Source organism: Paenibacillus sp. WC2504 (assembly GCF_052682475.1).
This window is the reverse complement of the sequence record NZ_JBQZFH010000001.1, coordinates 5,122,108-5,143,504: the sequence shown is the minus strand read 5'-3', so window position 1 is coordinate 5,143,504 and position 21,397 is coordinate 5,122,108. Positions and strand designations below refer to the sequence as shown.

Sequence of the window (21,397 nt, the reverse complement as noted above, 5' to 3'; positions counted from 1 at the left end):
ACGAATAGGAGTAAAGACAAACACAATGTCATCGGATAAAGAACGATTGGATTTATTGCTCTTGGAGCAAGGCTATTTTGAAAGCAGGGAAAAAGCAAAGGCCGCCATTATGGCAGGCCTTGTTTTTGCTGACGAAGAACCCGCAGATAAAGCAGGGATGAAGATCAGCCGAAAAGCCGTGCTGAAAGTGAAAGGGGCGCTTCATCCTTATGTAAGCAGAGGTGGCTTGAAGCTGGAAAAGGCGTTAAAACAGTTTGAGATCAATCTAGCGGGCGCTGTCATGATTGATATCGGCGCATCCACAGGCGGTTTTACAGATTGTGCGCTGCAGAACGGCGCTTCCAAGGTTTACGCGGTTGATGTAGGCTACAATCAATTGGATTGGTCGCTTCGCAATGACGAGCGTGTTCAAGTGATGGAGAGAACGAATTTCCGTTACACCACCATGGAAGATTTGAACGGCCCGCGGCCAACTTTTGCCAGCATTGATGTCTCATTTATTTCCTTGCGCATTATTTTACCGCCACTTAAAGAAATCTTATTGAACGAGGGTGCCGTTGTAGCGCTCATTAAACCGCAATTTGAAGCAGGACGAGAGAAAGTGGGAAAATCAGGTGTTGTGCGGGATCCAGACGTGCATGCGGAAGTTTTGACCACGGTGCTCACTTTTGCGGAAGAGCTTGGTTTTCGATTGAAAGGATTAACGTACTCACCGATTACGGGTGGGGAAGGAAATATTGAATTTTTAGCTTACTGGTCAAGCGATTCGAATGATGATGCCACGCTTGCTGACGCTGCTTCGCTGAAAGACCTCATTGCCCTTACCGTAAAAGAAGCACAAAAATTGCATGGCAAATAAACTCATCTTTGAGCACCCTTTTTGCGGCCCAGAGATGGGTTTTTTCAGTAGATTAGAAAACATAAGTTTTTTACATTTGCTTCGCTCTACCTTGACAAACGCGCTCGTCCTAAGGGACGACGAAGTCGTTATCTTTGGTTGACAAACGCGCTCGTCCAAGAAAGACAACGAAGTCGTTTTTCCTTGCTTTATAAAAAGGATTTACGGACAACATCCGCGAATACTATGGCGAGGTGAGGGACATGGAGAAAGGCGATGTCACAGTCATTTTGCTGATCCTGATTGTAGGTATAGGTTTTCTATTTTTTCGATTTCAAAGATGGCTGGATGGGCCAACGAAAAAGCGAATCCGAATTCCAAAACATTCAGAAATTCCTCAGGATGAAGTTGTTGAGCTGCTGGAAGGCGCTGGCTTTGACGTGTTGGCCGGTAAAACCAAAATTCCAATCTCCATGACCTTGAACGATAAAGAGCAGCTGGAAAGCAGGCTGTTTATTGACTATTTTGTCCAGAAGGATGATCGCATTTACCTGGTTAAAGTAGCCAAGGAACGTAAGCCGCTTGAAATGACAGGCAGCTCCATTCGCGATATGCTGCTGGTTTACAGCCTTATTTATCCGGAGGCTGAAGGGGTGCTTTATGTCGATATGGCCATGAATAAAATCAAAAAAATCACATTCCATATAGAGGTGTAGGCATGAAAGGTCAAAGGCATGTAAAAATCAGGGAAATCATTACGAATCACGAAATTGAAACGCAAGATGAATTGGTGGAGTCCCTGCGAGCGGCTGGTTTCCATGTTACCCAAGCGACGGTTTCCCGAGATATCAAAGAGCTCCATCTCATTAAAATCCCGCTGGATGATGGGAGATACAAATATTCGATGCCAGCCGATCAACGGTTCAATCCTATGCAGAGGCTGCGTAGAGCGCTCAGTGATCATTTTGTGAGCATTGATAGTACCGACAATCTGGTTGTGATGAAATGTCTGCCGGGTACTGCAAACACCATTTGTGCACTAATCGATAATTTGGAGTGGGAAGGTGTCATGGGAACCATTTGCGGTGATGATACGATTCTTGTGATTTGCCGCGGCAAAGAGAAAAGCGTTTCTTTTGTAAACGAAGTTATGTCCTTATTATCTTAAAGCCAGGAGGAATACATGCTTACAGAATTATCGATTCGTAATTTGGCGGTTATTGAACATGTGCACATCCGTTTTAAAATGGGGTTTCATGTTCTAACAGGGGAAACAGGCGCAGGGAAATCCATCATCATTGATGCATTGACACTCATAGTTGGCGGCAGGGGTTCTTCCGATTTGGTCCGTTATGGTGCAGACAAAGCAGAGATTGAAGCCATGTTCGAGCTTCCGCAAACACATCCGGTATGGCACACGCTGACAGAGCTCGGCATTCAAGCGGATCCCGGAGAGCATTTGCTTATCCGTCGGGAAATTACGGCTACTGGGAAGAGCTCCAGCCGAATTAACGGGCAGCTTGTGAATCTTACGATGCTGCGTCAAACAGGGGAATGGCTCGTTAACATCCATGGACAGCATGAGCATCAATCGCTGCTCAACGATGAAGAGCACATCCATTCTCTTGATTTGTTCGGGGATGCGGAAATAGCTGCGGCTAAAAAAATCTATCAATCTACTTATGATGAATATATGAAATTGCATAAGGATTTGCGCGAGCTTCAGGAAACGAGTAAACAAGCGCTTCAGATGCTTGATTTATATCGTTTCCAAATCGATGAGATATCGGCTGCGAAGCTGAAGGTTGGCGAAGATGAAACTTTGGCGGAAGAGAAGCGCAAACTGGCGAACGCAGAAAGGCTGTATCAAAGCACTTCGGAAGCTTATGATTTCCTTTATGCGACGAATCGTGGGTTGGATGCCGCAGGCAAAGCGGTTTCTCGCATTCAAGATATCGTTCAATTGGATCCGGCCAATCTTACGCCACTGCTTGAACAAGCGCAATCCGCCTACTATCAGCTGGAGGATGCAGCTTACCAATTACGCGATTATCGAGAAGGCATTGAGTTTAATCCGTCTCGCTTGGATTTTATTGAACAAAGATTGGATACAATCACGTCTCTTCGCCGAAAATATGGAGAGAATATTAAAGAGATCCTAACTTACTTGGAGAAAATTAAAACGGAAGTCGATACAATTGAGAATAAGGACGAGCACATTCAGAAAATTGAGGCCAAGCTTGCTGCGCTCGAAAAACAATTAGGCGTCACTGCGCTTGATCTATCTAATATGCGCCGCGGGATTGCTCAGCAGCTCGCCGTTCAGATTGAGCATGAGCTTCGCGATCTGCAGATGGAACGGACTCAGTTCCGCGTCCAAGTCGAGCAAGTGCTTGATGAGCGAAACGGGATCGAAGTCGAAGGGAAGAAAGTGAAATTTTCGCGCCAAGGGATCGATCAGATCGAATTTATGATGGCTCCTAATCCGGGGGAACCGCTTCGCGGGCTCAGCAAAATCGCTTCAGGCGGGGAATTATCGCGAATCATGCTGGCTATGAAAACTATTTTTGCCCGAATCGATCAGATTCCCGTACTCGTTTTCGACGAAGTTGACACAGGGGTAAGTGGACGCGCGGCGCAAGCGATTGCTGAGAAAATGTCTAATTTGTCAGATAACTGTCAAGTCTTTTCGATTACACATTTACCGCAAGTGGCCAGCTTCGCTGATGTCCATTTCTATATTCGCAAAGAAGTAGATCAGGACAGAACGTTCACACGGGTGCAAGATATGCCGGACTCCGGGCGAATTGAAGAATTGGCGCGGATGCTCGGCGGGGTCGAAGTAACGGAAACGACGCTGCATCATGCGGGGGAAATGCTTGCCATGGCAAGAAATAAGAAAGCAAGGGCATGAAAGTATAGATAGTCATCATTTTCAGTTATAAAACAGGGGGAGTGGGGTTAACTTATAGGTACGCATTTGACGACGAAGTTCGTCAGGGCCTAAGGATGTGTGAGGGAGCGTGAAGATATTGCAATCCAGCAAAAGGAAAAGATTGTTCGGACTCCTGCTCGTCTTCTTCGTTTGTATGGTAAGTTTGTCTCCGCCTTTTCAAAGTTTTGCCTCCTTCCCCCAAGAACTCCGCTTGTTTAGCGGTCAAGGGAAGCAGCTACAATTAACGATGCCCGTTAGCGCGCAAGTGACTGTCAAAGACACGGACATTGTGAAAGTTAATGGCAACGCTGAGCACTCATTTCAAGTTAATCTGAACGAACCCATTTCCTTACAGTCCGATCGCTCTGGGCAAACCGAAATGAAGCTCAAGCTGTTCGGCGCAATTCCGATTAAAACAGTGAAAGTGAATGTTGTACCTGATTTAAGAGTCATTCCAGGTGGACAAACCATCGGAGTGAAGATTAAATCTGCCGGTATTCTGGTGGTAGGCCATCACTTGGTAACTGTTGCCCCAGACCAAAAAGTTTCACCTGGTGAAGAAGCGAAAATTCAAGTCGGAGATTTGATTACCAAAATCAATGGCAAGGATTCGAAGGATGTCAGTAAGGTTGCGGACCTGGTTGCCAAATCCGGAGAGAGCAAAACGCCTCTGGATCTCAAAATCTTGCGCAACAATGAAGAGATCTCGGTTAAACTTCAACCCGTTTATGATGTTGTAGACAAGTCTTATCGTTTGGGGTTATATATCCGCGACTCGGCAGCAGGTGTTGGCACTTTGACCTTTTATGCACCTGATCAGGGTGTATATGGAGCTCTGGGACATGTTATCACGGATATGGATACCCAGACGCCAATTATTGTAGGTGACGGGGATATCGTGTACTCCAATGTGACCTCAATTTCCAAAAGCCACAACGGCGATCCCGGCGAAAAGCATGCTACGCTTTACAAAGATAGTAAAGTGATTGGCAATATCGAACGTAACACAGCTTTCGGTATCTTTGGCAAAATGTATGCTGCGCCTGATCATAGCTTGGATAAAGAAGCTATTCCTGTTGCTTTCGCTGAGGAAGTAAAGGAAGGTCCGGCACAGATTTATACCGTAGTCGAAGGCCAAAAGGTCGAGAAATTCGATATCCAAGTCGTTCACGTCTCTAAACAGGATATGCCAGGAACAAAAGGCATGGTCATCAAAATCACGGATCCTCGTTTGTTAGATAAAACGGGCGGTATTGTGCAAGGGATGAGCGGCAGCCCCATCATTCAAAATGGGAAACTCATCGGTGCCGTGACGCATGTGTTTGTTAATGATCCTACAAGCGGTTATGGCTGCTTTATCGAGTGGATGCTTCAAGACTCAGGGATTATTCTTAGACCTTCAAATGGAGCGACTTTCAAAGAAGCAAAGGCGAGCTAAAGCCTTTGGTTCTTTGTTTTATTTTAACCGGATTCTACAAAGGAATATCCGTTTTACTTTGAATTTGTCGAAAAATGTAGTATGCAGAAGATAAATATATTATTATATAAGAAAGTGAAATAAAAGAAAAGAAAAATAATATTCGACAGAAGGAATTTAAGTTGGGGTGTCGAATACCTTTCTTAAGAGAGAAATAACCAAACCTGCCCAGTAGCTAAAGGAGGATTTTACGTTGCAAAAAATTCAAGTATTACTAGCCGACGATAACCGTGAGTTTACCCATTTATTATCCGAGTTCATTGGTGAGCAAGAGGATATGGAAATTGTAGGGGTTGCGTATAACGGTAATGAAGTTCTTCGATTTCTCGAACAACAACGCGAATTACCAGACGTACTCATTTTAGATATTATTATGCCTCATCTGGACGGTTTGGGCGTACTCGAAAAAATGAGGGAAATGAACCTGCCTACGCAGCCCAAGATCATCATGTTGACAGCATTCGGTCAGGAAAATATTACGCAAAAGGCTGTACAGCTTGGAGCCTCTTATTACATACTTAAGCCTTTTGACATGGAAACGTTAACGAATCGAATCCGCCAGCTGGTCGGTAATACGCAAACCAATGCGACAACCTCTTCGGCTTCATCACCTCGCGCGAATGTCGTACATATGCCTAAAGGAAAAAATTTGGACGCAAATATCACAAGCATCATACATGAAATCGGCGTTCCTGCACATATTAAAGGATATCAATATCTTCGCGAAGCGATTACGATGGTGTATAATAACATCGAAATTTTAGGCGCGATCACCAAAACGCTTTACCCGGCAATCGCTGAAAAGTACAAAACGACGCCTAGCCGCGTTGAGCGCGCGATACGCCACGCGATTGAAGTCGCTTGGACCCGCGGCAACATCGACAGCATTTCCTTTATTTTTGGCTACACCATTAATATCTCGAAATCGAAACCGACGAATAGCGAGTTTATCGCGATGGTGGCGGATAAGCTCAGAATTGAGCATAAGGTTTCTTGAGACAGTTAGAATCTTTATAACCGTATATGGACCCAATGAACCAATTTGGTTTATTGGGTTTTATTGTTTATTACAACGAGATGAAGCGGGGGATTGTATCAATGAAATATGAACTCGGCAGGTGCCTGCTAAGTGAGCGTTTGCAAGAAAAGGGGATGTCGATGGAGGAATTAGCACAAGCCTTGCATTTTAAGCCGGAGAAGCTCTCTGATTTCGTGGAAAATAAACGAATTATGCCGCTCAAGTCGGCAATTTCGATTGCTGTTACTCTGGGGTGCGAAGTAAATGATCTATATGAATTAATCACAAGCGAGCCCGCCGTGAATTAAATTATAAGGGCAGTTGCAGGTGGAATGTCAGAAAGACTACCTACTAAGTAGGCAGCCTTCTGTAAGTTTAATTACCAAACGAATGCGCTAGTGATGATTACCAGCAAAATGAAAAGTACCAAGATTGCTGCTGAAGAATTATACCCACCAGTTCCACAACTCATCCGAATCAACCTCCAACTGAGATTTGGTTTGTGTTTCGAGATAGCTTATGACTATTTTCAAATAATGTTTGGGCGAAAGGACTGATTGTGCTTTTGTCCCGAATTGCAAAAAATTTGGAACCAAACTTTGCAAATTTACGTTATACATCTAAGTCAAAACATACTAACCACCGTAAGGTAAAGCTTGGAGGCTGCGAAGAAGTTGTTATTAACATTAGCGATTGTTGTAGTGCTTATTGTTGTCATTGTCTTATTTATGTATGGATACCCGGTTTTTGGACGGCGGCCTTCCAAAGATAAAGCGCTGAAATTATCGCGCTCTCCCCAATTCGTTCAAGGGAAATTTCAAAATCCTGTTCCGACGATGATGGAGATGAACCTAAAGACGACCATGGGCATTTTGCGCGACTTTACCAAAAGCGCCCCTAATCGCCGACCGTCAACACCCTTGGTTATGGATGCTCCACTTCTCCAAAAGGATACCGAAACGAAAGTTACTTGGTTCGGCCATTCGGCGTCATTGCTCACAATCGATGGCAAGGCTCTATTGCTTGACCCTATGTTTGGACGGGCACCTTCGCCGTTTCCTTGGTTTGGGAAAGGAAGATACAGCGGCGGATTGCCTTTTGAAGTTGCGGAACTGCCCGTCATTGACGCTGTCGTGTTATCACATGATCACTATGATCACCTGGATTACGGTTCAATTCTGAAAATTAAACACAAAGTAAATAAGTTTCTGGTTCCGCTCGGGGTCGGAGGCCATTTGGAACGGTGGGGTGTGCCATCTGAAAAAATCGCGGAATACGACTGGTGGGATGAATTCACCTACGATGGGCTGACATTTGCATGTACGCCAGCGACGCATTTTTCTGGAAGAAGCATGACCGACCGCGGGGCTACACTCTGGTGTTCCTGGGTGATCAAAGGCGAGCAATCTAACGTATTTTTCAGCGGGGATAGCGGGTATTCCCCTCATTTCGAAGCGATTGGCCGGAAGTATGGCCCTTTCGATGTTACGCTGATGGAATGTGGCCAATACGATAAACGCTGGGCTGATATTCATATGCTGCCTGAAGAAACTGTACAAGCCCATATGGATGTGAAAGGAAAGCTGCTCATTCCCATTCACTGGGGGGCTTTCACCCTAGCGCTGCATGATTGGTTCGATCCGGTGGAGCGGGCAGTGAAGGCGGCACATCAAAATCACGTCCGCATCGCGACGCCGAAAATCGGCCAAACGGTTCGTATTCATGCAGATGAAGTACCGATCACTGCTTGGTGGAAGATGCGGGGCTAGTCGCCAAGTTGGTAAGAAACTGGATACCGGGTCTTCCACATGGTATGATGGGTAGGATCTAGACAAGTAATCAGGAGAGAAGAATAATTTATGGTTGAGCAAAAAAGTGAAAGAAAATTTCATTTCCTGGGCGTGCTGTTAGGCGTTGCGGTTGATAATTTGGGGACTTTGGTATCAACTGTGTTATTTGGCAGCCTATACTTTGGAAGTAACCCGGTGAACGAGCAGGATATCAGCACATTTTATTCAAATGTCATGCTTTTACTGTTGTTTTTAGTCATTGGCCTTTTCTGGTCGTTTCTTGGCGGGTATGTCGCTGCCAGGGTGGCGAAACGTGCGGAATATTTTAATGCGGCATGTATTGGTGTCATTGGGGCTGCTATCGGGTTCGATTCGATGCTGAGCAATAACGGTATCCCATTATGGTATGAGCTAATTGGCTTCTTCGCTATCGTGCCGGTCTCGCTGTTAGGCGGCTATCTGGCTTTGAAGAGGAAAAAGGCGCCATTGAAATGAATATGATGTTCAAAGAGACTTGGGTAGGTTCACCGGGTCTTTTCTTTTTGGATTTTACCTCAGCAAATAAGTTATACTAGGAAGCATTACTTTATTAGTTTGAGAGGAACCCAACCATGCCTAAATATGCGAATGCAAGTGCGGAAGCGACTGAATTTTTACGTCAAAAAACAGGCAGCAGCCAGCTCGAATGTTTTACTTATATTGACCCGGATCGGGCGGAAGACAGTTTTTTTATCGTTAAAACGAGCAACAAAGTCATTCATGTGTCGTTCTCGGAAATAACGTACGAAGCGAGCAGCTATCAAAGTTTGCTAGAAGGGCTTTATCGGGCTATCTATGAATAACGGCGTGACTCCTAGAATGGTAATTGCAGGAACGGGTAGCGGTGTAGGCAAAACCACGCTAGCAATTGGCATCATGGCCGCTTTACAAAAACGCGGGCTAGCGGTTCAAGGTTTTAAATGCGGTCCTGACTATATTGATCCGACCTATCACACAGCCGTGACAGGCAGACCTTCCCGCAATTTGGACTCATGGATGGTAGGAAGCGAAGGGGTTAAGGAACTGTTTGTTCGCGGCAGCAACGGTTCCGATATTGCGGTTATCGAAGGAGTCATGGGGATGTTTGATGGAAAAGATGCATCATCCGACGAGGGAAGTACGGCTGATATTGGCCGAATCCTCGATGCTCCTGTTGTTCTCATTGTGAATATTGCTAGCATGGCCAGAAGTGCAGCGGCTATTGTCAAAGGCTTTCAGCAGTTTGGACAAGGCGACAACATCGTTGGAGTCATTGTCAATCGTGCGGGAAGTGAATCGCATTATAAGATGGTGAAGCAAGCAATCGAGCAGGAATGCGGCATTCCTGTTATTGGGTGGATGCCGCGTGATGCGAGCATTGAGCTCCCGGAAAGGCATCTAGGGCTTGTCCCCTCGATCGAGAGAGGCGAGCTGCAACCCTTTTTTGACAAATTGGCTGATCAGGTAGCCTCTTATGTAAATTTGGACCAACTGCTTGGAGTGGCAGCTGCAAAACCGGTTGAAAGTCTAACGCGGCTGTTTCCCGGCGCAGAATCTGGTTCGCGGAAGCGTGTAAAAATTGCGGTAGCCAAGGATGCCGCATTTCATTTTTATTACCCGGAGAACCTCGAACTGCTGGAGGAGGGAGGCGCTCAATGCGTGTTCTTCTCGCCTCTTGCAGGCGAGGAGGTTCCCTTGGATGCGGATGGCTTATATCTCGGAGGCGGGTTTCCAGAAGAATTTGCTGAGCGTCTGGGAGCTGACGAGCGAGTAAAAACCTCTTTTCGCAATCGCATTATGGAGGGGCTTCCAACCTTGGCGGAATGCGGTGGCTTCATGTATTTAACGGAGCAAATTGTAGATACGACAGGAAATGCTTATAACATGGTAGGGATTGTTCCTGGAAAGGTAACCATGCAAAAGAAGTTAGCGGCATTAGGCTACCGTGAAATTACAGGTACGAATGAAGCCAACTTCTTACTCTCATCCGGGGCAAAAGCACGAGGACATGAGTTTCACTATTCCACCTTTGAAGCGGCGGAGGGAACAGTTATACCGAGTGCTTTTCAATCGAGTGGGCGCATGGGAATTCGAACAGATGGGTATGCCAGAGACAGCCTTGTGGCCGGCTATACACATTTGCATTTCGCTTCGAATCCGGGAATTGTTGAAAAATGGATCCGTGCCTGCGAGCAATATCAAGGTGAGAAAAAGCAAAACGGTTGATCAGGATTTCCACCTGACCAACCATTTTTAGCTTCTGGTATTATTTTATGAGAGTTAAAGCTTGATCTGCAATGGATTCTTTGTAACGGTCTAGGCAGTTGCAAAGGTAATCTTTGCGACAGATCGGGCAAGGTTCTTTCATCAATCTATTCAGATCGGTCACTCTGCCAACTCCGGTTTCGGAATCTCTTTCAAAGAATAAACGGCATTTGTTCCGGTCTTTCAATGAAACGACCACTTCGAAAAGACCATTTTTTTTATTATCACTAACGATTGTTGCGTCTACTACTTGCGGATCATAAGCCATAAGTAATTCCTCCTACTAGCATGCCCTTATCTTTATTAGCTTGGGCGCGTTAGTATATTATATAAATAAAAAAGATTTTATTCAATAGGAGGCCTTACGCTGGTGATAATCGATTATTGTGAGCAGGAAGTCGTGGAGGGCAAGATGCAGCTCCATATCGGACTGCAGTTCGAAGATGAGCCTGATTCTTTATATGTAGCCGAATTGGCGGTGGATGATGAGGGAGTCGTCACGGAGTGGAAGCTGTTCTTTAATGGATTTGATTGCAAGTATACGTTTCGTCCTGATGAAAAAGAAGCATGTATCCATTATGCAGCTGAACAGGGCATTACGATTACATGAAAAAAGGAATCGTCCCCATGATGATGGTTCAAATTCCTTGATTTGTGTTTATGCAGTTGTTTGGCTTGCAATTCTTTCAGGCTTGGGGTCTTTTTGGAAACGGGATTCACGCCGTTCCAGTTTAGACGATGAATGGCTGGATCAAGTTTACCTTCTCGTAAATGGCGCTGCCGCAGCTTTTGCGCTTGCGATTTGGACATGAGATCTTCCTCTTTTCGTTGTGGAATATTTGTAGTACTTCTTCATTCTAAATATTCATGGGAGCAGTCGCAATGGAAAGTTTTTTTAAAATGAAAATAGATGTGAGTCGAAGAGGGTGAGTGAATTGCGTATCAGTATTCAATTGGCTGTGGCCGGCGACATGGTGAAGCAAGATGTGTTGGAAATCGCTGAACATAAGCTAGGGGAAATGACAGAGGAAGAAATAGAGAGCGCGATAGAAATCAAAATACGGACTTGGGTTGACCGCATGATTCAAGTGGAATGGGAAGTTATCGAGGAATAACGATGAAAAAATAGCTCCGAGTTTGGCATGCGATCCGCCTCTCGGAGCTTTACTATGTGCGTCTATGTATGTTTAGTGAACGATATTGCCAACTCCTGTCTTTTGCAAGGCGTGTTCCCAGCTTGGGTAGTAATACAGGGCGTTTTTCATAAGATCAGGATGCAGCTTTTTCACATTTTTCTTGGATAGTGATTCTCCTGTGCTGTGAAGCTGTACAATATGGCCTAGCACTTCCTCTGCACTCATGTTTAGCTCCATGGATGTTCATCTCCTTTCCTCAAGAATATAACCTCAATGCTTGCCATTAACTGCGCATATTATACATAGAACTTCATGGCAGAGGGCAAAATAGACGTATCTATAGACGAAAGGAAAGTCGGTGTCTATTTTGAATTGGTCCTCGCTGTCATTGTTTTCTTCTAAGCCGCTGCCGCAGTGCAGGGGGAGAATTAGCGCAGGCGCGATCACGAAAGTATTGCTTCGTGATTTACCCCCTGGACGCATCGTCGTGCTCCAGCATCGTGACCTCGATGAAGTAGCCGCGCAAGAGCTTATCGATCAGAAAGTCAAGGCTGTCATTAATTGCGAGCTGACGATGAGCGGCAGGTACCCGACTCATGGTCCTCTTATGCTGCTTCAAGAACAAATCCCGATTTGGGAAGCAGATGCCGCTCAATTCCAAGCCTTCAAGACAAATTCGGAAATTACAATTTATGAGGATCGGATACTTTTAGAGGATCAAGTGATTCCTTGCAGCGCTTTTACACGTGAAAAATGGCTTAGTATGCAGCAGCAAGCGAATGAACGGACGACCCAGTTGATGGAGCATTTCATTGATAATACGCTAACCTACGCCAAACGTGAAATGCATGCGGTGATGGAGCCGCTGCCGCAGATTGCTATCCAAACGGACTTGGAAGATAAACATGTGTTGATCGTTTCTAGAGGAAAGGGATACAAGAAGGATCTACTTGCTGCAAAAGGTTATATTGCTGAAGTAAAACCGGTGCTAATCGGGGTGGATGGCGGGGCGGATGCACTTCTGGAGTGTGGTTACTTGCCTCATTTAATCGTTGGCGATATGGACAGCGTGACAGATAAGGCGCTATCCTGCGGCGCTGAAATCATTGTTCATGCTTATGCAGATGGATCTGCTCCGGGGCTTTCGCGGATCGAAGCATTGGGGCTGTCTGCCCATGTGCTTCCATGTTTTGGAACAAGCGAGGATATGGCGCTGTTGTTTGCTTATGAGAAAAGGTGTGAAGTGTTAGTCACAATAGGCGCGCGCACGCATATGATTGATTTTCTGGAAAAAGGGAGAGCGGGCATGGGGAGCACGCTCCTGGTCAGAATGAAAGTCGGGGCGCGATTGGTCGACATCAAGAGCATAGGCATTTTATATAAGTCTCGTGGTTGGACGAAAGAGATTAGTTCTACTTTGTTTCTTTCCCTATTTTTTATCGCATTGAGTTTATTCCAATTGCATTGGATCGTGAAGCGGGTAGCCCATGTCGTATGGAAACTCGGAGGTGAAGGATGAAACCTTACTTATCCATTATCATTCCTGCTTGGAATGAGGAAGGAAGCATTGAACATACGCTTATGCATCTGCAGGATCAAGCGGATCTGATGTACAATCCGGGAATGAGAATTGAAATTATCGTGGTGGATGATGGCAGCTGCGATAAAACGTATGAAGCCGCTTGGCCGTGGGCGGACAAGCTGATTAAGCATAAACGCCGCTGCGGGAAAGGGGCAGCCATGCAGTCAGGCGTCGCCCAAGCCAGAGGCGATCTGCTGCTCTTTCTGGACGCCGACCTGCGGGCTACGGCCGGGCGGGCGCTCGTTCTCATCGAGCCGCTGCTTCGGCACGAAGCGGACATGGCGATCGCGAAGCTGCCGCCGCCACACACTAAAGCCGGCTTCGGCTTGGTGAAGGGCTTGGCCCGCCGCGGCATCCGCCGACTCAGCGGCTATGAGACCGAAGCTCCCCTGTCCGGACAGCGCGCTGTGCGCGCGGATCGGCTGCGGGAGCTTGGGGAACTTCGGCGCGGCTTCGGCGTGGAAGTCGCGCTAACCATCGATGCGGCGCGGCGCGGCCTGCGCATCGTCGAGCTGGACGTGCCAATCACGCATCGGGAAACGGGGCGGGATTGGCACGGGTTCATGCATCGCGGCAAGCAATTTGCCGCGGTCAGCCTGGCGCTGCTGTCTCGCTGGAAGGAGAGAAAGCAGCTATGGTACTCATCGGATCGATCCTCGATCTGATTGTGATTGCGGCGGCCGGGCGATGGCTGCTGCCGCATGTTCTGAGGTTCCTGGAGGGCCATAGTCAAGTTGAAACTAACTATGTCGGCCAGGTGGTCCCGCGCGGGTTGGGAGCGCTGCTGTGGCTGCTTCTATGGCTGCAGGAGCTTATTCTACAATTAACCAATCGCGTAATTGCCTATTGGCAGATAGACCCATTGACGAGGTTGGAATCGGTTGAAACGAACCATCAGGTGTTTGTTTTTGCAGCTAGCCTCATTTTCCTGCTGGGTTGGACGGATGATTTAATCGGCAGCAAAGCCGTGAAAGGTTTAAAAGGTCATTATCGATATTGGAAAGATACGAAAACATTCTCCATGGGAGCCGTCAAGGCGCTAGGTATCGCCACGGCTGCGGGATGGTTGGCATTGTCGGCCGAAAACGAGCAAACCCCTATCTGGTGGATAGGGGGACAGATACTTTTGCTTATGATGATGACGAATGCTTTGAACTTGCTTGATGTACGTCCAGGGCGTTCGCTGAAGTTTTTTTTCACAGGTGTAGTGGCTGTAGTGATTGTGTCCTTATTGATGGCTGGCGCTAGCATCCGTCTAATATTTCCTATATGGCCAGTATGCCTAGGCGGTTATTTGGTCTATGGCATGGATGTTCGGGGCAGGGGAATGCTGGGGGACGCCGGAGCGAACCTGCTTGGGTTTACGCTTGGATATACCGTCATCATGACCCTTCCTTGGGAGATGCAAGGTCTGATTGTTATCGTGCTCATCTTGCTGCATAAACAGGCCGAAGTGAGCTCCATTACCGCTTTGATCGAGCGGAACCGATTCTTAAATTGGCTAGACCGTCTAGGCCGGACTTGAGAAATTGAGGGTCCGGTCTATTTGCGTCGTTTGGCTTTAAACCTAGGAGCCAGATAATTGCGTTTGCGGTCGCGGAAGAACGTCCATCCGCCAATAAAAGCGACACCCAATAGAAAAAGAATAAGGCCTAGAATAAATTTCCCCCACAGCATGTGGCTGTCCGTGTCGAACTGTGCGAAAAAAGCGTCTTTCATGGAGAGAAATCCATAAGTTGCTGTCAAACCGGGAATAACGAGTAGAAGAATGGCGATAAATCGGTAAAATGGTGCTTTCATAGCTGCTCCTTACATCTAGGTATCATGGTATTTCTATCATCATACTCTGAAACGGTTTGCCTGTCTAATTCACAAATAAGACTATGATTTCCGATCCAAAAAAGGGTAATATAGTAGAGACTAGCGTATACATATGATGGTACAGAGTGCAATAGGAGGAATTATATAATGAGTGAACATAGATATGATGTTGTCGTTCTAGGCGGCGGGATCGGCGGTTACACGGCTGCTATCCGGGCTGCTCAGCTGGGGAAAACCGTGGCCGTTGTTGAAAGAGAGAAGCTAGGGGGCACTTGTTTGCACCAAGGCTGTATTCCAAGCAAAGCTCTGCTTCGCAGTGCCGAAGTGTATGCAACAATGAAAAAGAGTGAGGAATACGGGATCACCGCAGGTTCCCTTGAACTCAAGTTCGGGAATGTGCTTGCGCGCAAGCAGCGTATCGTTGATCAACTGCACCAAGGGCTGCAATTCCTGATGAAGAAAAATAAAATTACCGTTCATTACGGAAATGGACGCATCATCGGTCCTTCCATTTTCTCGCCACGCAGTGGAGCTGTATCGGTTGAGAAGGAAGACGGCGATATCGAAACACTGCTTTCGAGCAATTTGGTGATCGCGACCGGCTCCAAACCTCGCAGCTTGCCAGGACTTGAGATTGACGGCACACATATTATGACAAGTGAAGATGCGCTTAAGATGGATGAGCTTCCGAAGTCGATCATCATCATTGGAGGCGGCGTGATTGGTGTCGAGTGGGCTTCCATGCTGCGTGATTTCGGTGTTGAGGTAACAATCGTCGAGTATGAGAAACGGTTGGTAAGTCTGGAGGACGGCGATATCTCCAAGGAGCTTGAGCGCTTGTTCAAAAAGCGCGGCATTAACTTGGTGACTGGTGCAAAAGTGCTGCCTGACTCTGTGAAGATTGCGGAAGGTTCGGTCACTTTGCAAGCGGACAAGCAAGGCGAGTTGATCGAGCTGCAAGCCGAAAAAGTGCTTGTTTCTGTTGGCCGAGCTGCCAATATTGAGGGCATCGGACTTGAAAATACGGATATTAAAGTAGACAAAGGCGTCATTCGTGTAAATCATTTTATGCAAACAACGGAATCTCACATTTATGCGGTCGGCGATGTGATTGGCGGGTTAATGCTGGCGCATATGGCAGGACATGAAGGGATTCTTGCTTCAGAACATATTGCAGGACAAACACCTCACGAGCTTCAGGCGCATCTGGTCCCAAAATGTACGTACACGAGACCTGAAATTGCCAGTGTAGGGTATACGGAGCAGCAAGCAATCGATCTTGGCCATCAAATAAAAGTGGGCAAATTCAGCTTTAAAGGGATCGGGAAAGCGCTCGTTTACGGCGATAGCGACGGCTTCGTGAAAGTGATTGCCGACAGTGTGACCAATGACATTCTCGGTGTGCATATGATCGGACCGCAGGTTACAAATTCCATTACCGAAGCGGCTCTGGCTCAAGTGCTGAACGCGACGCCTTGGGAAGTCGGACAAACGATTCATCCGCATCCTACTTTGTCCGAAGCTTTAGGCGAGGCTATGCTTGCTGTGGATGGAATTGCCATTAGCGGATAAAAAATTGTAATCATACGCATTTGCGTTTATAATAAGCTTATAGAGTCAAGTCTTAGGACCAGGTAATAAGAATAGCATCTAAATTATTTTAAGGAGGCAACCTCCATGTCCATTGGTCAGCTTTATAAGCATAGAACATTAGGGTTATCTGACGAAGTCGTTATTCGTATGTATAGAGTCATGTCTCTTGCGGCTAAATATGATGAACGTGCTTTTATGCTTCAACGTGCGGGCAAAATTCCTTTCCATGTTTCCGGAATGGGGCAATATGCAGGTCAAGTAGGGATGGCTTTCGCCATGGAAGCCAAGAAAGATTATTTCCTGCCTTATTATCGTGATTATGCGTTTGTTCTTGCGGTTGGTATGACCGTGAAGGATCTTATGCTTGCTGTATTCTGTAAAGCAGAGGATGTTAATAGCGGCGGCAGACAGATGGCGGGTCATTTTGGTGACCGGAAAAATCATATCGTAACAGCATCTTCTCCTGTAACGACACAAGTCCCGCATGCTGCAGGTATCGCGCTTGCCGCCAAAATGAAAAAGCAAGATTTGGTTACTTACGTCTCTTTCGGAGAAGGCTCCAGCAATCAGGGGGATTTCCACGAAGGGTGTAACTTTGCTGGGGTACATAAACTGCCTGTCATTTTTGTTTGTGAAAATAATCAATACGCCATTTCGGTCCCCCTACATAAACAAGTAGCCGGGAAAATTTCAGATCGCGCACTGGGGTATGGTTTCCCGGGCGTTCAAGTTGACGGCAGCGATGTTTTGGAAATGTATCGTGTTACCAAGGAAGCCAGAGATCGCGCAGCTCGCGGAGAAGGTCCTACCTTGATCGAAATGATGTCCTATCGTCTGATGCCGCACTCCACTTCCGATGATGATATGCTGTATCGCACGAAAGAGGAAGTTGAGGAAAATCGTCAAAAAGACGGGATTGTCAAGTTCAAAGAATATTTAATGGAGTGCGGTCTATGGAGCGATGAGCAGGATCGTGAGCTTCAGGAAGAACTCAAGCAAGAGATTAACGAAGCTACGAAGTACGCGGATCAAGCTCCATATCCGAAGCCGGAAGATACGCTTCGCCACGTTTACGCAGAAGGAGATGACCACTAATTTATGGCAGTCATTACTTATTTGGAAGCTATCCGATCTGCGATGCAGGAGGAAATGCAAGGGGACGACAATGTTTTCGTCCTCGGTGAAGACGTTGGCAAAGGTGGTGTCTTGAACACCACCAAAGGGCTTCGCGATCTGTTTGGAGAAGATCGCGTGTTGGATACACCGCTGGCGGAATCCGCTATCGTCGGTGTAGCGATCGGTGCGGCTATGTACGGCATGAAGCCGATTGCCGAAATTCAATTCGCCGATTTCATCTTCCCTGCGACAAATCAAATTCTAAGCGAAGCGGCGAAAATTCGCTATCGCTCCAATAACGACTGGTCTTGCCCGATTGTGATTCGTGCGCCTTACGGGGCGACCGGCGCAGGCGCCTTGTACCATTCCCAATGTCCGGAATCGGTTTTCTTCGGCACGCCCGGTTTGAAAATCGTTGCGCCTTCCAATCCGTATGATGCGAAGGGATTGCTCAAGGCAGCGATCCGTGATGCGGATCCCGTGCTGTTCTTCGAGCACAAGAAGGCGTATCTTGCGCTGTCCGCTGATGTGCCGGAAGAGGACTACATCGTGCCGATCGGCAGAGCTGACGTGAAGCGTCAAGGCACGGACATTACGGTCATCGCCTATGGGATGGTCGTGAATTTTGCGCTGCAAGCCGCTGAGGAGCTTGCGAAGGAAGGTATTTCTTGCCACGTGCTGGACTTGCGAACGCTGCAGCCTTTGGACAAAGAGGCGATCTTAGAAGCCGTGAGAAAGACAGGCAAGGTGCTCATCACGCATGAAGATAACAAAACAGGCGGCGTTGGCGCCGAAGTGTCCGCCATCATCGCCGAAGAACTGTTGTTTGAACTTGATGCACCGATCGCTCGACTTTGCGGGCCGGACGCACCGGCTGTGGGCAGCAACCCTCCCATGGAGAAGTTCTTCTTGCTCAATAGCGATAAGCTGAAGGAAGCTATGCGCCAGCTTGCCATGTTTTAATCGCTTTACAATTCCTTTGGTCTGATTTTATGCCATTGATCATTTCCTGAACTTAGGAGGTACACCCATGAATCAAACGAACGGTCGACTCACAGAGGTAACGGTTCCGCATTTGGCGGAAAGCCTCGTTTCGGCTACAATCGGCAAATGGCTGAAAAAGCCAGGCGATTATATCGAGCAATATGACGTACTCTGTGAGCTTTTCACAGAGAAAGTAAATACAGAAATGCCTTCACCGATTGAAGGCACCTTAGTGAAAATTATTGTCGGCGACGGTGAAACTGCGGCTGTCGGCGAGGCGATTTGTTTGATCGAGGAGTCGGCAGGAGCAGCGGCTGGTTCCCCAGCTGCTGCTGCGGAACTGGCTGGCAGCACGAGTGTATTCGTGCCGGAAGAAGGCAGCGACCAAAGCATGCGCGGCCGTTACTCGCCGGCTGTTCAGCGTCTAGCCCAAGAGAACAACGTTGATTTATCACGCGTTCCTGGGACGGGGCTTGGGGGAAGAATCACGCGCAAGGATATCGAGCAGTTCGTCGCGGGCGGCGGCTCCAAATCAGCTCCTGCAGCTGCGGCTGTTCAGACGAATCAGCAAGCAGCGCCTGTAGCAAGCAGTGCGCCGGCTCCGCAAGTTGAGACGCAGCCTGCCAATCTGCCGGTGCGCAGCTCCGGCATCCATCTGTCTGCGAACCCGCAAACGCCGCTAATTGAAGCGGAAGGACATTCGCTCGACTCGCGCAATGAGCACTTCATCGATGTAACGCCAATTCGTAATGCCATTGCTACTCGCATGCGCCAAAGTGTGACGGAAATTCCGCATGCATGGACGATGATCGAAGTGGATGTGACGAATCTCGTCGTTCTGCGGAATAAAGTGAAGGACGACTTTATGCGCCGCGAGGGCATTAACTTAACCTATTTGGCTTTCATGATGAAGGCGGTCGTTAATGCGATTAAAGATTACCCGATTATCAACTCGGTATGGGCTGTAGATAAAATTATCGTGAAACGCGATATTAATATCTCTCTGTCCGTAGGGACGGAAGATTCGGTTATGACGCCAGTAATCAAGAAAGCGGATCAAAAGAATATCGCCGGACTGGCTAGAGAAATCGACGAATTGACGAAGAAGACGCGTGCCGGCAAGTTGTCCCTGAATGATATGGTTGGCGGGACGTTCACTGTAAACAACACAGGCTCCTTCGGTTCGATTCTGTCTTATCCGATCATTAACTACCCGCAAGCAGCCATTGTGACCTTCGAATCGATTGTGAAGAAGCCTGTCGTTATTCAAGATATGATCGCAGTCCGCTCTATGGTTAACCTGTGTCTGTCGCTTGATCACCGCATTCTGGATGGTGTTATCTGCGGTAGGTTCCTGCAGAGAGTCAAAGAAAATTTGGAAAGTTACAATGCCGATACAAAAATTTATTAAACTAGGAATCAAAAAATAATCCGGCAGTAAACAATATGCTGGATAGCAGCATGGTGATGAGCATTACGTAAATCACGACTTTAAACCAACGTCTATTCTGCAACATGAAGAGTCACTCCTTTATCGTAAAAGCTTGTACCGTATTATTGTAACCCATAGTGAGTATCGGAGGAAAGTACATGATTCAGCAAAACCGTTTAGTGGAAGAATTCATATCGCTCGTACAAGTAGACAGTGAAACACGCTTCGAGCAAGAAATTTGTGTGGTTCTGAAAGAGAAGTTCAGTAATTTAGGATTAAAAGTCGTTGAAGATGATTCGATGGCAAAAAGCGGTCACGGATCGGGCAATTTGATCTGTACATTGGAAGCGACGGACAGCAATGCCGCAATCCCGACGATTTTCTTTACATCGCACATGGATACCGTTGCTCCTGGTAAAGGCATCAAGCCGCAAATTGGCGATGATGGTTACATCCGCAGCGATGGGACTACGATCTTGGGCAGTGACGACAAAGCGGGCATAGCAGCAATGCTTGAAGGTATTCAAGTGCTTAAAGAGCAAAACATTCCTCATGGCCGTATTCAATTCGTTATTACAGCAGGGGAAGAAAGCGGTCTGAAAGGCGCTCGTGCCATGGATCGCAGCATGATGGAAGCAGAGTTCGGCTTCGCGCTGGATTCCAATGGCAGCATCGGTGATATTGCTACTGCAGCTCCGGGCCGTGCGGAAATCGAGATCATTTTCCATGGCAAATCAGCGCACGCAGGCGTTAATCCGGAAGATGGCATCAGTGCCATCCAAGTTGCCTCCAAGGCTGTTTCGCGTATGTCGCTTGGTCGCATTGACAGTGAAACAACGGCGAATATCGGCAGTTTCTCCGGTGTAGGTCCACTTAACGTGGTATGCGATAAAGTGAAGATGGAAGCGGAAGCTCGCAGCATCGTGCAGCATAAGCTGGAAGCGCAAATCGCTGCGATGAAAGAAGCTTGTGAATCCGCAGCGGCAGATGCAGGAACGACTTGCGAGTTTAACGCAGACATCGTTTATGCTTCTTACATGCATGATGACTCTGCCCCTATCGTTCAGCTTACGTCCAGAGCGTTGTCAACGCTTGGATTAACGGCTCGCACGTTCCACTCCGGCGGCGGCAGCGATGCGAACATCTTTAACGGCATGGGGATTCCAACGGTGAATCTTGCCGTCGGTTACCACGAAATTCATACGACCAAAGAGCATATCGCTATTAGCGATCTGGTCAAAACGGCTGAATTGGTCGTTGCTCTTGTGAAAGAAGCTGCAAAAGTTTAATTGTTTGTCTAACCGATTAGTTGATGCCAAATGTTGGCTCTCTAGTCGGTTTTTTTGATAATAAGCTTAACTCTGCGTTAAGCCACATATGCTGCAAAGAGGA

At 47.2% G+C, this 21,397-nt stretch carries 27 protein-coding genes; 21 read left to right on the top strand and 6 right to left on the bottom strand.

Annotated elements, in window-relative coordinates:
• The first annotated feature begins 25 nt into the window (after positions 1–25).
• The 7 genes from ACUN27_RS23360 to ACUN27_RS23330 all read left to right on the top strand — a co-directional run bounded on the left by ACUN27_RS23360 (position 26) and on the right by ACUN27_RS23330 (position 6,576).
• Positions 26–859 (top strand): TlyA family RNA methyltransferase, encoded by an 834-nt coding sequence (locus ACUN27_RS23360; RefSeq protein WP_326061077.1) that lies wholly within the window; start codon positions 26–28, stop codon positions 857–859.
• Between the two features lie 242 nt (positions 860–1,101).
• The gene (locus ACUN27_RS23355; protein WP_315949149.1) at positions 1,102–1,554 is read left to right on the top strand and encodes a hypothetical protein; all 453 of its coding nucleotides are present in this window, start codon (positions 1,102–1,104) and stop codon (positions 1,552–1,554) included.
• Between the two features lie 2 nt (positions 1,555–1,556).
• A complete protein-coding gene (gene ahrC / locus ACUN27_RS23350; RefSeq protein WP_315949150.1) occupies positions 1,557–2,006 on the top strand; it encodes a transcriptional regulator AhrC/ArgR in 450 nt (149 codons plus the stop codon).
• A 15-nt stretch (positions 2,007–2,021) separates the two neighbouring features.
• Positions 2,022–3,752 (top strand): DNA repair protein RecN, encoded by a 1,731-nt coding sequence (gene recN / locus ACUN27_RS23345; RefSeq protein WP_326061074.1) that lies wholly within the window; start codon positions 2,022–2,024, stop codon positions 3,750–3,752.
• A 118-nt stretch (positions 3,753–3,870) separates the two neighbouring features.
• Positions 3,871–5,211: a SpoIVB peptidase gene (spoIVB, locus tag ACUN27_RS23340; RefSeq protein WP_445560657.1), complete on the top strand. Its 1,341-nt coding sequence runs from the start codon at positions 3,871–3,873 to the stop codon at positions 5,209–5,211.
• A 232-nt stretch (positions 5,212–5,443) separates the two neighbouring features.
• A complete protein-coding gene (gene spo0A / locus ACUN27_RS23335) occupies positions 5,444–6,247 on the top strand; it encodes a sporulation transcription factor Spo0A (protein WP_326063817.1) in 804 nt (267 codons plus the stop codon).
• A gap of 101 nt (positions 6,248–6,348) precedes the next feature.
• Complete coding sequence (locus ACUN27_RS23330; RefSeq protein ID WP_315949152.1) at positions 6,349–6,576, top strand: helix-turn-helix domain-containing protein; 228 nt, start codon at positions 6,349–6,351, stop codon at positions 6,574–6,576.
• 71 nt (positions 6,577–6,647) lie between these two features.
• Here the strand turns inward: ACUN27_RS23330 and ACUN27_RS23325 are convergent, their stop codons facing one another.
• Positions 6,648–6,740: a YjcZ family sporulation protein gene (locus tag ACUN27_RS23325; protein WP_145655433.1), complete on the bottom strand. Its 93-nt coding sequence runs from the start codon at positions 6,738–6,740 to the stop codon at positions 6,648–6,650.
• 202 nt (positions 6,741–6,942) lie between these two features.
• Between ACUN27_RS23325 and ACUN27_RS23320 the strand changes: the two genes are divergently transcribed.
• From ACUN27_RS23320 to ACUN27_RS23305, 4 genes are all read left to right on the top strand, one after another.
• Positions 6,943–8,037 (top strand): MBL fold metallo-hydrolase, encoded by a 1,095-nt coding sequence (locus ACUN27_RS23320; protein ID WP_315949153.1) that lies wholly within the window; start codon positions 6,943–6,945, stop codon positions 8,035–8,037.
• Between the two features lie 90 nt (positions 8,038–8,127).
• The gene (locus tag ACUN27_RS23315; protein WP_315949154.1) at positions 8,128–8,553 is read left to right on the top strand and encodes a hypothetical protein; all 426 of its coding nucleotides are present in this window, start codon (positions 8,128–8,130) and stop codon (positions 8,551–8,553) included.
• Positions 8,554–8,669: 116 nt separating this feature from the next.
• A complete protein-coding gene (locus tag ACUN27_RS23310; protein WP_326063818.1) occupies positions 8,670–8,900 on the top strand; it encodes a hypothetical protein in 231 nt (76 codons plus the stop codon).
• On the top strand, positions 8,893–10,302 hold the full coding sequence (locus ACUN27_RS23305; protein WP_445559645.1) for a cobyrinate a,c-diamide synthase: 1,410 nt from the start codon (positions 8,893–8,895) through the stop codon (positions 10,300–10,302). The genes ACUN27_RS23310 and ACUN27_RS23305 overlap by 8 nt, the downstream gene beginning before the upstream one ends.
• A 40-nt stretch (positions 10,303–10,342) precedes the next feature.
• Here ACUN27_RS23305 and ACUN27_RS23300 read toward each other — a convergent pair whose 3' ends face one another.
• The gene (locus tag ACUN27_RS23300) at positions 10,343–10,609 is read right to left on the bottom strand and encodes a hypothetical protein (RefSeq protein WP_315949157.1); all 267 of its coding nucleotides are present in this window, start codon (positions 10,607–10,609) and stop codon (positions 10,343–10,345) included.
• Between the two features lie 102 nt (positions 10,610–10,711).
• On the opposite strand from ACUN27_RS23300, the gene ACUN27_RS23295 reads away from it, so the two are divergent.
• Entirely contained in the window at positions 10,712–10,951 is a 240-nt protein-coding gene (locus ACUN27_RS23295) for a hypothetical protein (protein WP_326063820.1), read from the top strand.
• Here the strand turns inward: ACUN27_RS23295 and ACUN27_RS23290 are convergent.
• Positions 10,918–11,151 (bottom strand): hypothetical protein, encoded by a 234-nt coding sequence (locus ACUN27_RS23290; protein ID WP_326063821.1) that lies wholly within the window; start codon positions 11,149–11,151, stop codon positions 10,918–10,920. The genes ACUN27_RS23295 and ACUN27_RS23290 overlap by 34 nt on opposite strands.
• Before the next feature lie 116 nt (positions 11,152–11,267).
• Between ACUN27_RS23290 and ACUN27_RS23285 the strand changes: the two genes are divergently transcribed.
• Positions 11,268–11,456: a hypothetical protein gene (locus ACUN27_RS23285; RefSeq protein ID WP_315949160.1), complete on the top strand. Its 189-nt coding sequence runs from the start codon at positions 11,268–11,270 to the stop codon at positions 11,454–11,456.
• A gap of 72 nt (positions 11,457–11,528) precedes the next feature.
• On the opposite strand, the gene ACUN27_RS23280 is transcribed toward ACUN27_RS23285, so the two are convergent.
• Positions 11,529–11,714, bottom strand: a complete 186-nt coding sequence (locus ACUN27_RS23280; protein ID WP_127449693.1) for a hypothetical protein — start codon at positions 11,712–11,714, stop codon at positions 11,529–11,531.
• A gap of 151 nt (positions 11,715–11,865) precedes the next feature.
• Between ACUN27_RS23280 and steA the strand changes: the two genes are divergently transcribed.
• The 3 genes from steA to ACUN27_RS23265 are packed head-to-tail and all read left to right on the top strand — an operon-like array spanning position 11,866 to position 14,584.
• Positions 11,866–12,996 carry a putative cytokinetic ring protein SteA gene (steA, locus tag ACUN27_RS23275; RefSeq protein ID WP_445559644.1) on the top strand — a complete coding sequence of 377 codons (1,131 nt, stop codon included), beginning with the start codon at positions 11,866–11,868 and terminating at the stop codon, positions 12,994–12,996.
• Positions 12,993–13,724 carry a glycosyltransferase family 2 protein gene (locus ACUN27_RS23270; RefSeq protein WP_326063823.1) on the top strand — a complete coding sequence of 244 codons (732 nt, stop codon included), beginning with the start codon at positions 12,993–12,995 and terminating at the stop codon, positions 13,722–13,724. Before steA ends, ACUN27_RS23270 begins: the two co-directional genes overlap by 4 nt.
• Entirely contained in the window at positions 13,694–14,584 is an 891-nt protein-coding gene (locus ACUN27_RS23265) for a hypothetical protein (protein ID WP_326063824.1), read from the top strand. The genes ACUN27_RS23270 and ACUN27_RS23265 overlap by 31 nt, the downstream gene beginning before the upstream one ends.
• A 17-nt stretch (positions 14,585–14,601) precedes the next feature.
• On the opposite strand, the gene ACUN27_RS23260 is transcribed toward ACUN27_RS23265, so the two are convergent.
• Entirely contained in the window at positions 14,602–14,859 is a 258-nt protein-coding gene (locus ACUN27_RS23260) for a DUF2627 domain-containing protein (RefSeq protein ID WP_445559643.1), read from the bottom strand.
• 168 nt (positions 14,860–15,027) lie between these two features.
• Between ACUN27_RS23260 and lpdA the strand changes: the two genes are divergently transcribed.
• From lpdA to ACUN27_RS23240, 4 genes are all read left to right on the top strand, one after another.
• A complete protein-coding gene (gene lpdA, locus ACUN27_RS23255; protein ID WP_326063826.1) occupies positions 15,028–16,452 on the top strand; it encodes a dihydrolipoyl dehydrogenase in 1,425 nt (474 codons plus the stop codon).
• Between the two features lie 105 nt (positions 16,453–16,557).
• Positions 16,558–17,568: a thiamine pyrophosphate-dependent dehydrogenase E1 component subunit alpha gene (locus ACUN27_RS23250; RefSeq protein ID WP_127458221.1), complete on the top strand. Its 1,011-nt coding sequence runs from the start codon at positions 16,558–16,560 to the stop codon at positions 17,566–17,568.
• Positions 17,569–17,571: 3 nt separating this feature from the next.
• Positions 17,572–18,552 (top strand): alpha-ketoacid dehydrogenase subunit beta, encoded by a 981-nt coding sequence (locus ACUN27_RS23245; RefSeq protein WP_326063827.1) that lies wholly within the window; start codon positions 17,572–17,574, stop codon positions 18,550–18,552.
• A gap of 67 nt (positions 18,553–18,619) precedes the next feature.
• Positions 18,620–19,984: a dihydrolipoamide acetyltransferase family protein gene (locus ACUN27_RS23240; protein ID WP_326063828.1), complete on the top strand. Its 1,365-nt coding sequence runs from the start codon at positions 18,620–18,622 to the stop codon at positions 19,982–19,984.
• Position 19,985: 1 nt separating this feature from the next.
• Here ACUN27_RS23240 and prli42 read toward each other — a convergent pair whose 3' ends face one another.
• On the bottom strand, positions 19,986–20,090 hold the full coding sequence (gene prli42 / locus ACUN27_RS23235) for a stressosome-associated protein Prli42 (RefSeq protein WP_307719957.1): 105 nt from the start codon (positions 20,088–20,090) through the stop codon (positions 19,986–19,988).
• Positions 20,091–20,163: 73 nt separating this feature from the next.
• Here prli42 and ACUN27_RS23230 point away from each other — a divergent pair, with 73 nt between their 5' ends.
• Positions 20,164–21,294, top strand: a complete 1,131-nt coding sequence (locus tag ACUN27_RS23230) for a M20/M25/M40 family metallo-hydrolase (RefSeq protein WP_326063829.1) — start codon at positions 20,164–20,166, stop codon at positions 21,292–21,294.
• Positions 21,295–21,397: the final 103 nt, after the last annotated feature.

Bases quoted from the DNA above. Each gene is read 5' to 3' on its own strand.
- ACUN27_RS23305 (WP_445559645.1), top strand. From the start codon at position 8,893: ATGAATAACGGCGTGACTCCTAGAATGGTAATTGCAGGAACGGGTAGC.
- ACUN27_RS23270 (WP_326063823.1), top strand. From the start codon at position 12,993: ATGAAACCTTACTTATCCATTATCATTCCTGCTTGGAATGAGGAAGGA.
- lpdA (WP_326063826.1), top strand. From the start codon at position 15,028: ATGAGTGAACATAGATATGATGTTGTCGTTCTAGGCGGCGGGATCGGC.
- ACUN27_RS23265 (WP_326063824.1), top strand. From the start codon at position 13,694: ATGGTACTCATCGGATCGATCCTCGATCTGATTGTGATTGCGGCGGCC.
- ACUN27_RS23310 (WP_326063818.1), top strand. From the start codon at position 8,670: ATGCCTAAATATGCGAATGCAAGTGCGGAAGCGACTGAATTTTTACGT.
- ACUN27_RS23315 (WP_315949154.1), top strand. From the start codon at position 8,128: ATGGTTGAGCAAAAAAGTGAAAGAAAATTTCATTTCCTGGGCGTGCTG.
- ACUN27_RS23290 (WP_326063821.1), bottom strand. From the start codon at position 11,151: ATGTCCAAATCGCAAGCGCAAAAGCTGCGGCAGCGCCATTTACGAGAA.
- prli42 (WP_307719957.1), bottom strand. From the start codon at position 20,090: ATGTTGCAGAATAGACGTTGGTTTAAAGTCGTGATTTACGTAATGCTC.
- ACUN27_RS23330 (WP_315949152.1), top strand. From the start codon at position 6,349: ATGAAATATGAACTCGGCAGGTGCCTGCTAAGTGAGCGTTTGCAAGAA.
- ACUN27_RS23360 (WP_326061077.1), top strand. From the start codon at position 26: ATGTCATCGGATAAAGAACGATTGGATTTATTGCTCTTGGAGCAAGGC.
- ACUN27_RS23280 (WP_127449693.1), bottom strand. From the start codon at position 11,714: ATGGAGCTAAACATGAGTGCAGAGGAAGTGCTAGGCCATATTGTACAG.
- ACUN27_RS23325 (WP_145655433.1), bottom strand. From the start codon at position 6,740: ATGAGTTGTGGAACTGGTGGGTATAATTCTTCAGCAGCAATCTTGGTA.
- ACUN27_RS23240 (WP_326063828.1), top strand. From the start codon at position 18,620: ATGAATCAAACGAACGGTCGACTCACAGAGGTAACGGTTCCGCATTTG.
- ACUN27_RS23355 (WP_315949149.1), top strand. From the start codon at position 1,102: ATGGAGAAAGGCGATGTCACAGTCATTTTGCTGATCCTGATTGTAGGT.
- ahrC (WP_315949150.1), top strand. From the start codon at position 1,557: ATGAAAGGTCAAAGGCATGTAAAAATCAGGGAAATCATTACGAATCAC.
- ACUN27_RS23260 (WP_445559643.1), bottom strand. From the start codon at position 14,859: ATGAAAGCACCATTTTACCGATTTATCGCCATTCTTCTACTCGTTATT.
- recN (WP_326061074.1), top strand. From the start codon at position 2,022: ATGCTTACAGAATTATCGATTCGTAATTTGGCGGTTATTGAACATGTG.
- ACUN27_RS23230 (WP_326063829.1), top strand. From the start codon at position 20,164: ATGATTCAGCAAAACCGTTTAGTGGAAGAATTCATATCGCTCGTACAA.
- ACUN27_RS23250 (WP_127458221.1), top strand. From the start codon at position 16,558: ATGTCCATTGGTCAGCTTTATAAGCATAGAACATTAGGGTTATCTGAC.
- ACUN27_RS23300 (WP_315949157.1), bottom strand. From the start codon at position 10,609: ATGGCTTATGATCCGCAAGTAGTAGACGCAACAATCGTTAGTGATAAT.
- ACUN27_RS23245 (WP_326063827.1), top strand. From the start codon at position 17,572: ATGGCAGTCATTACTTATTTGGAAGCTATCCGATCTGCGATGCAGGAG.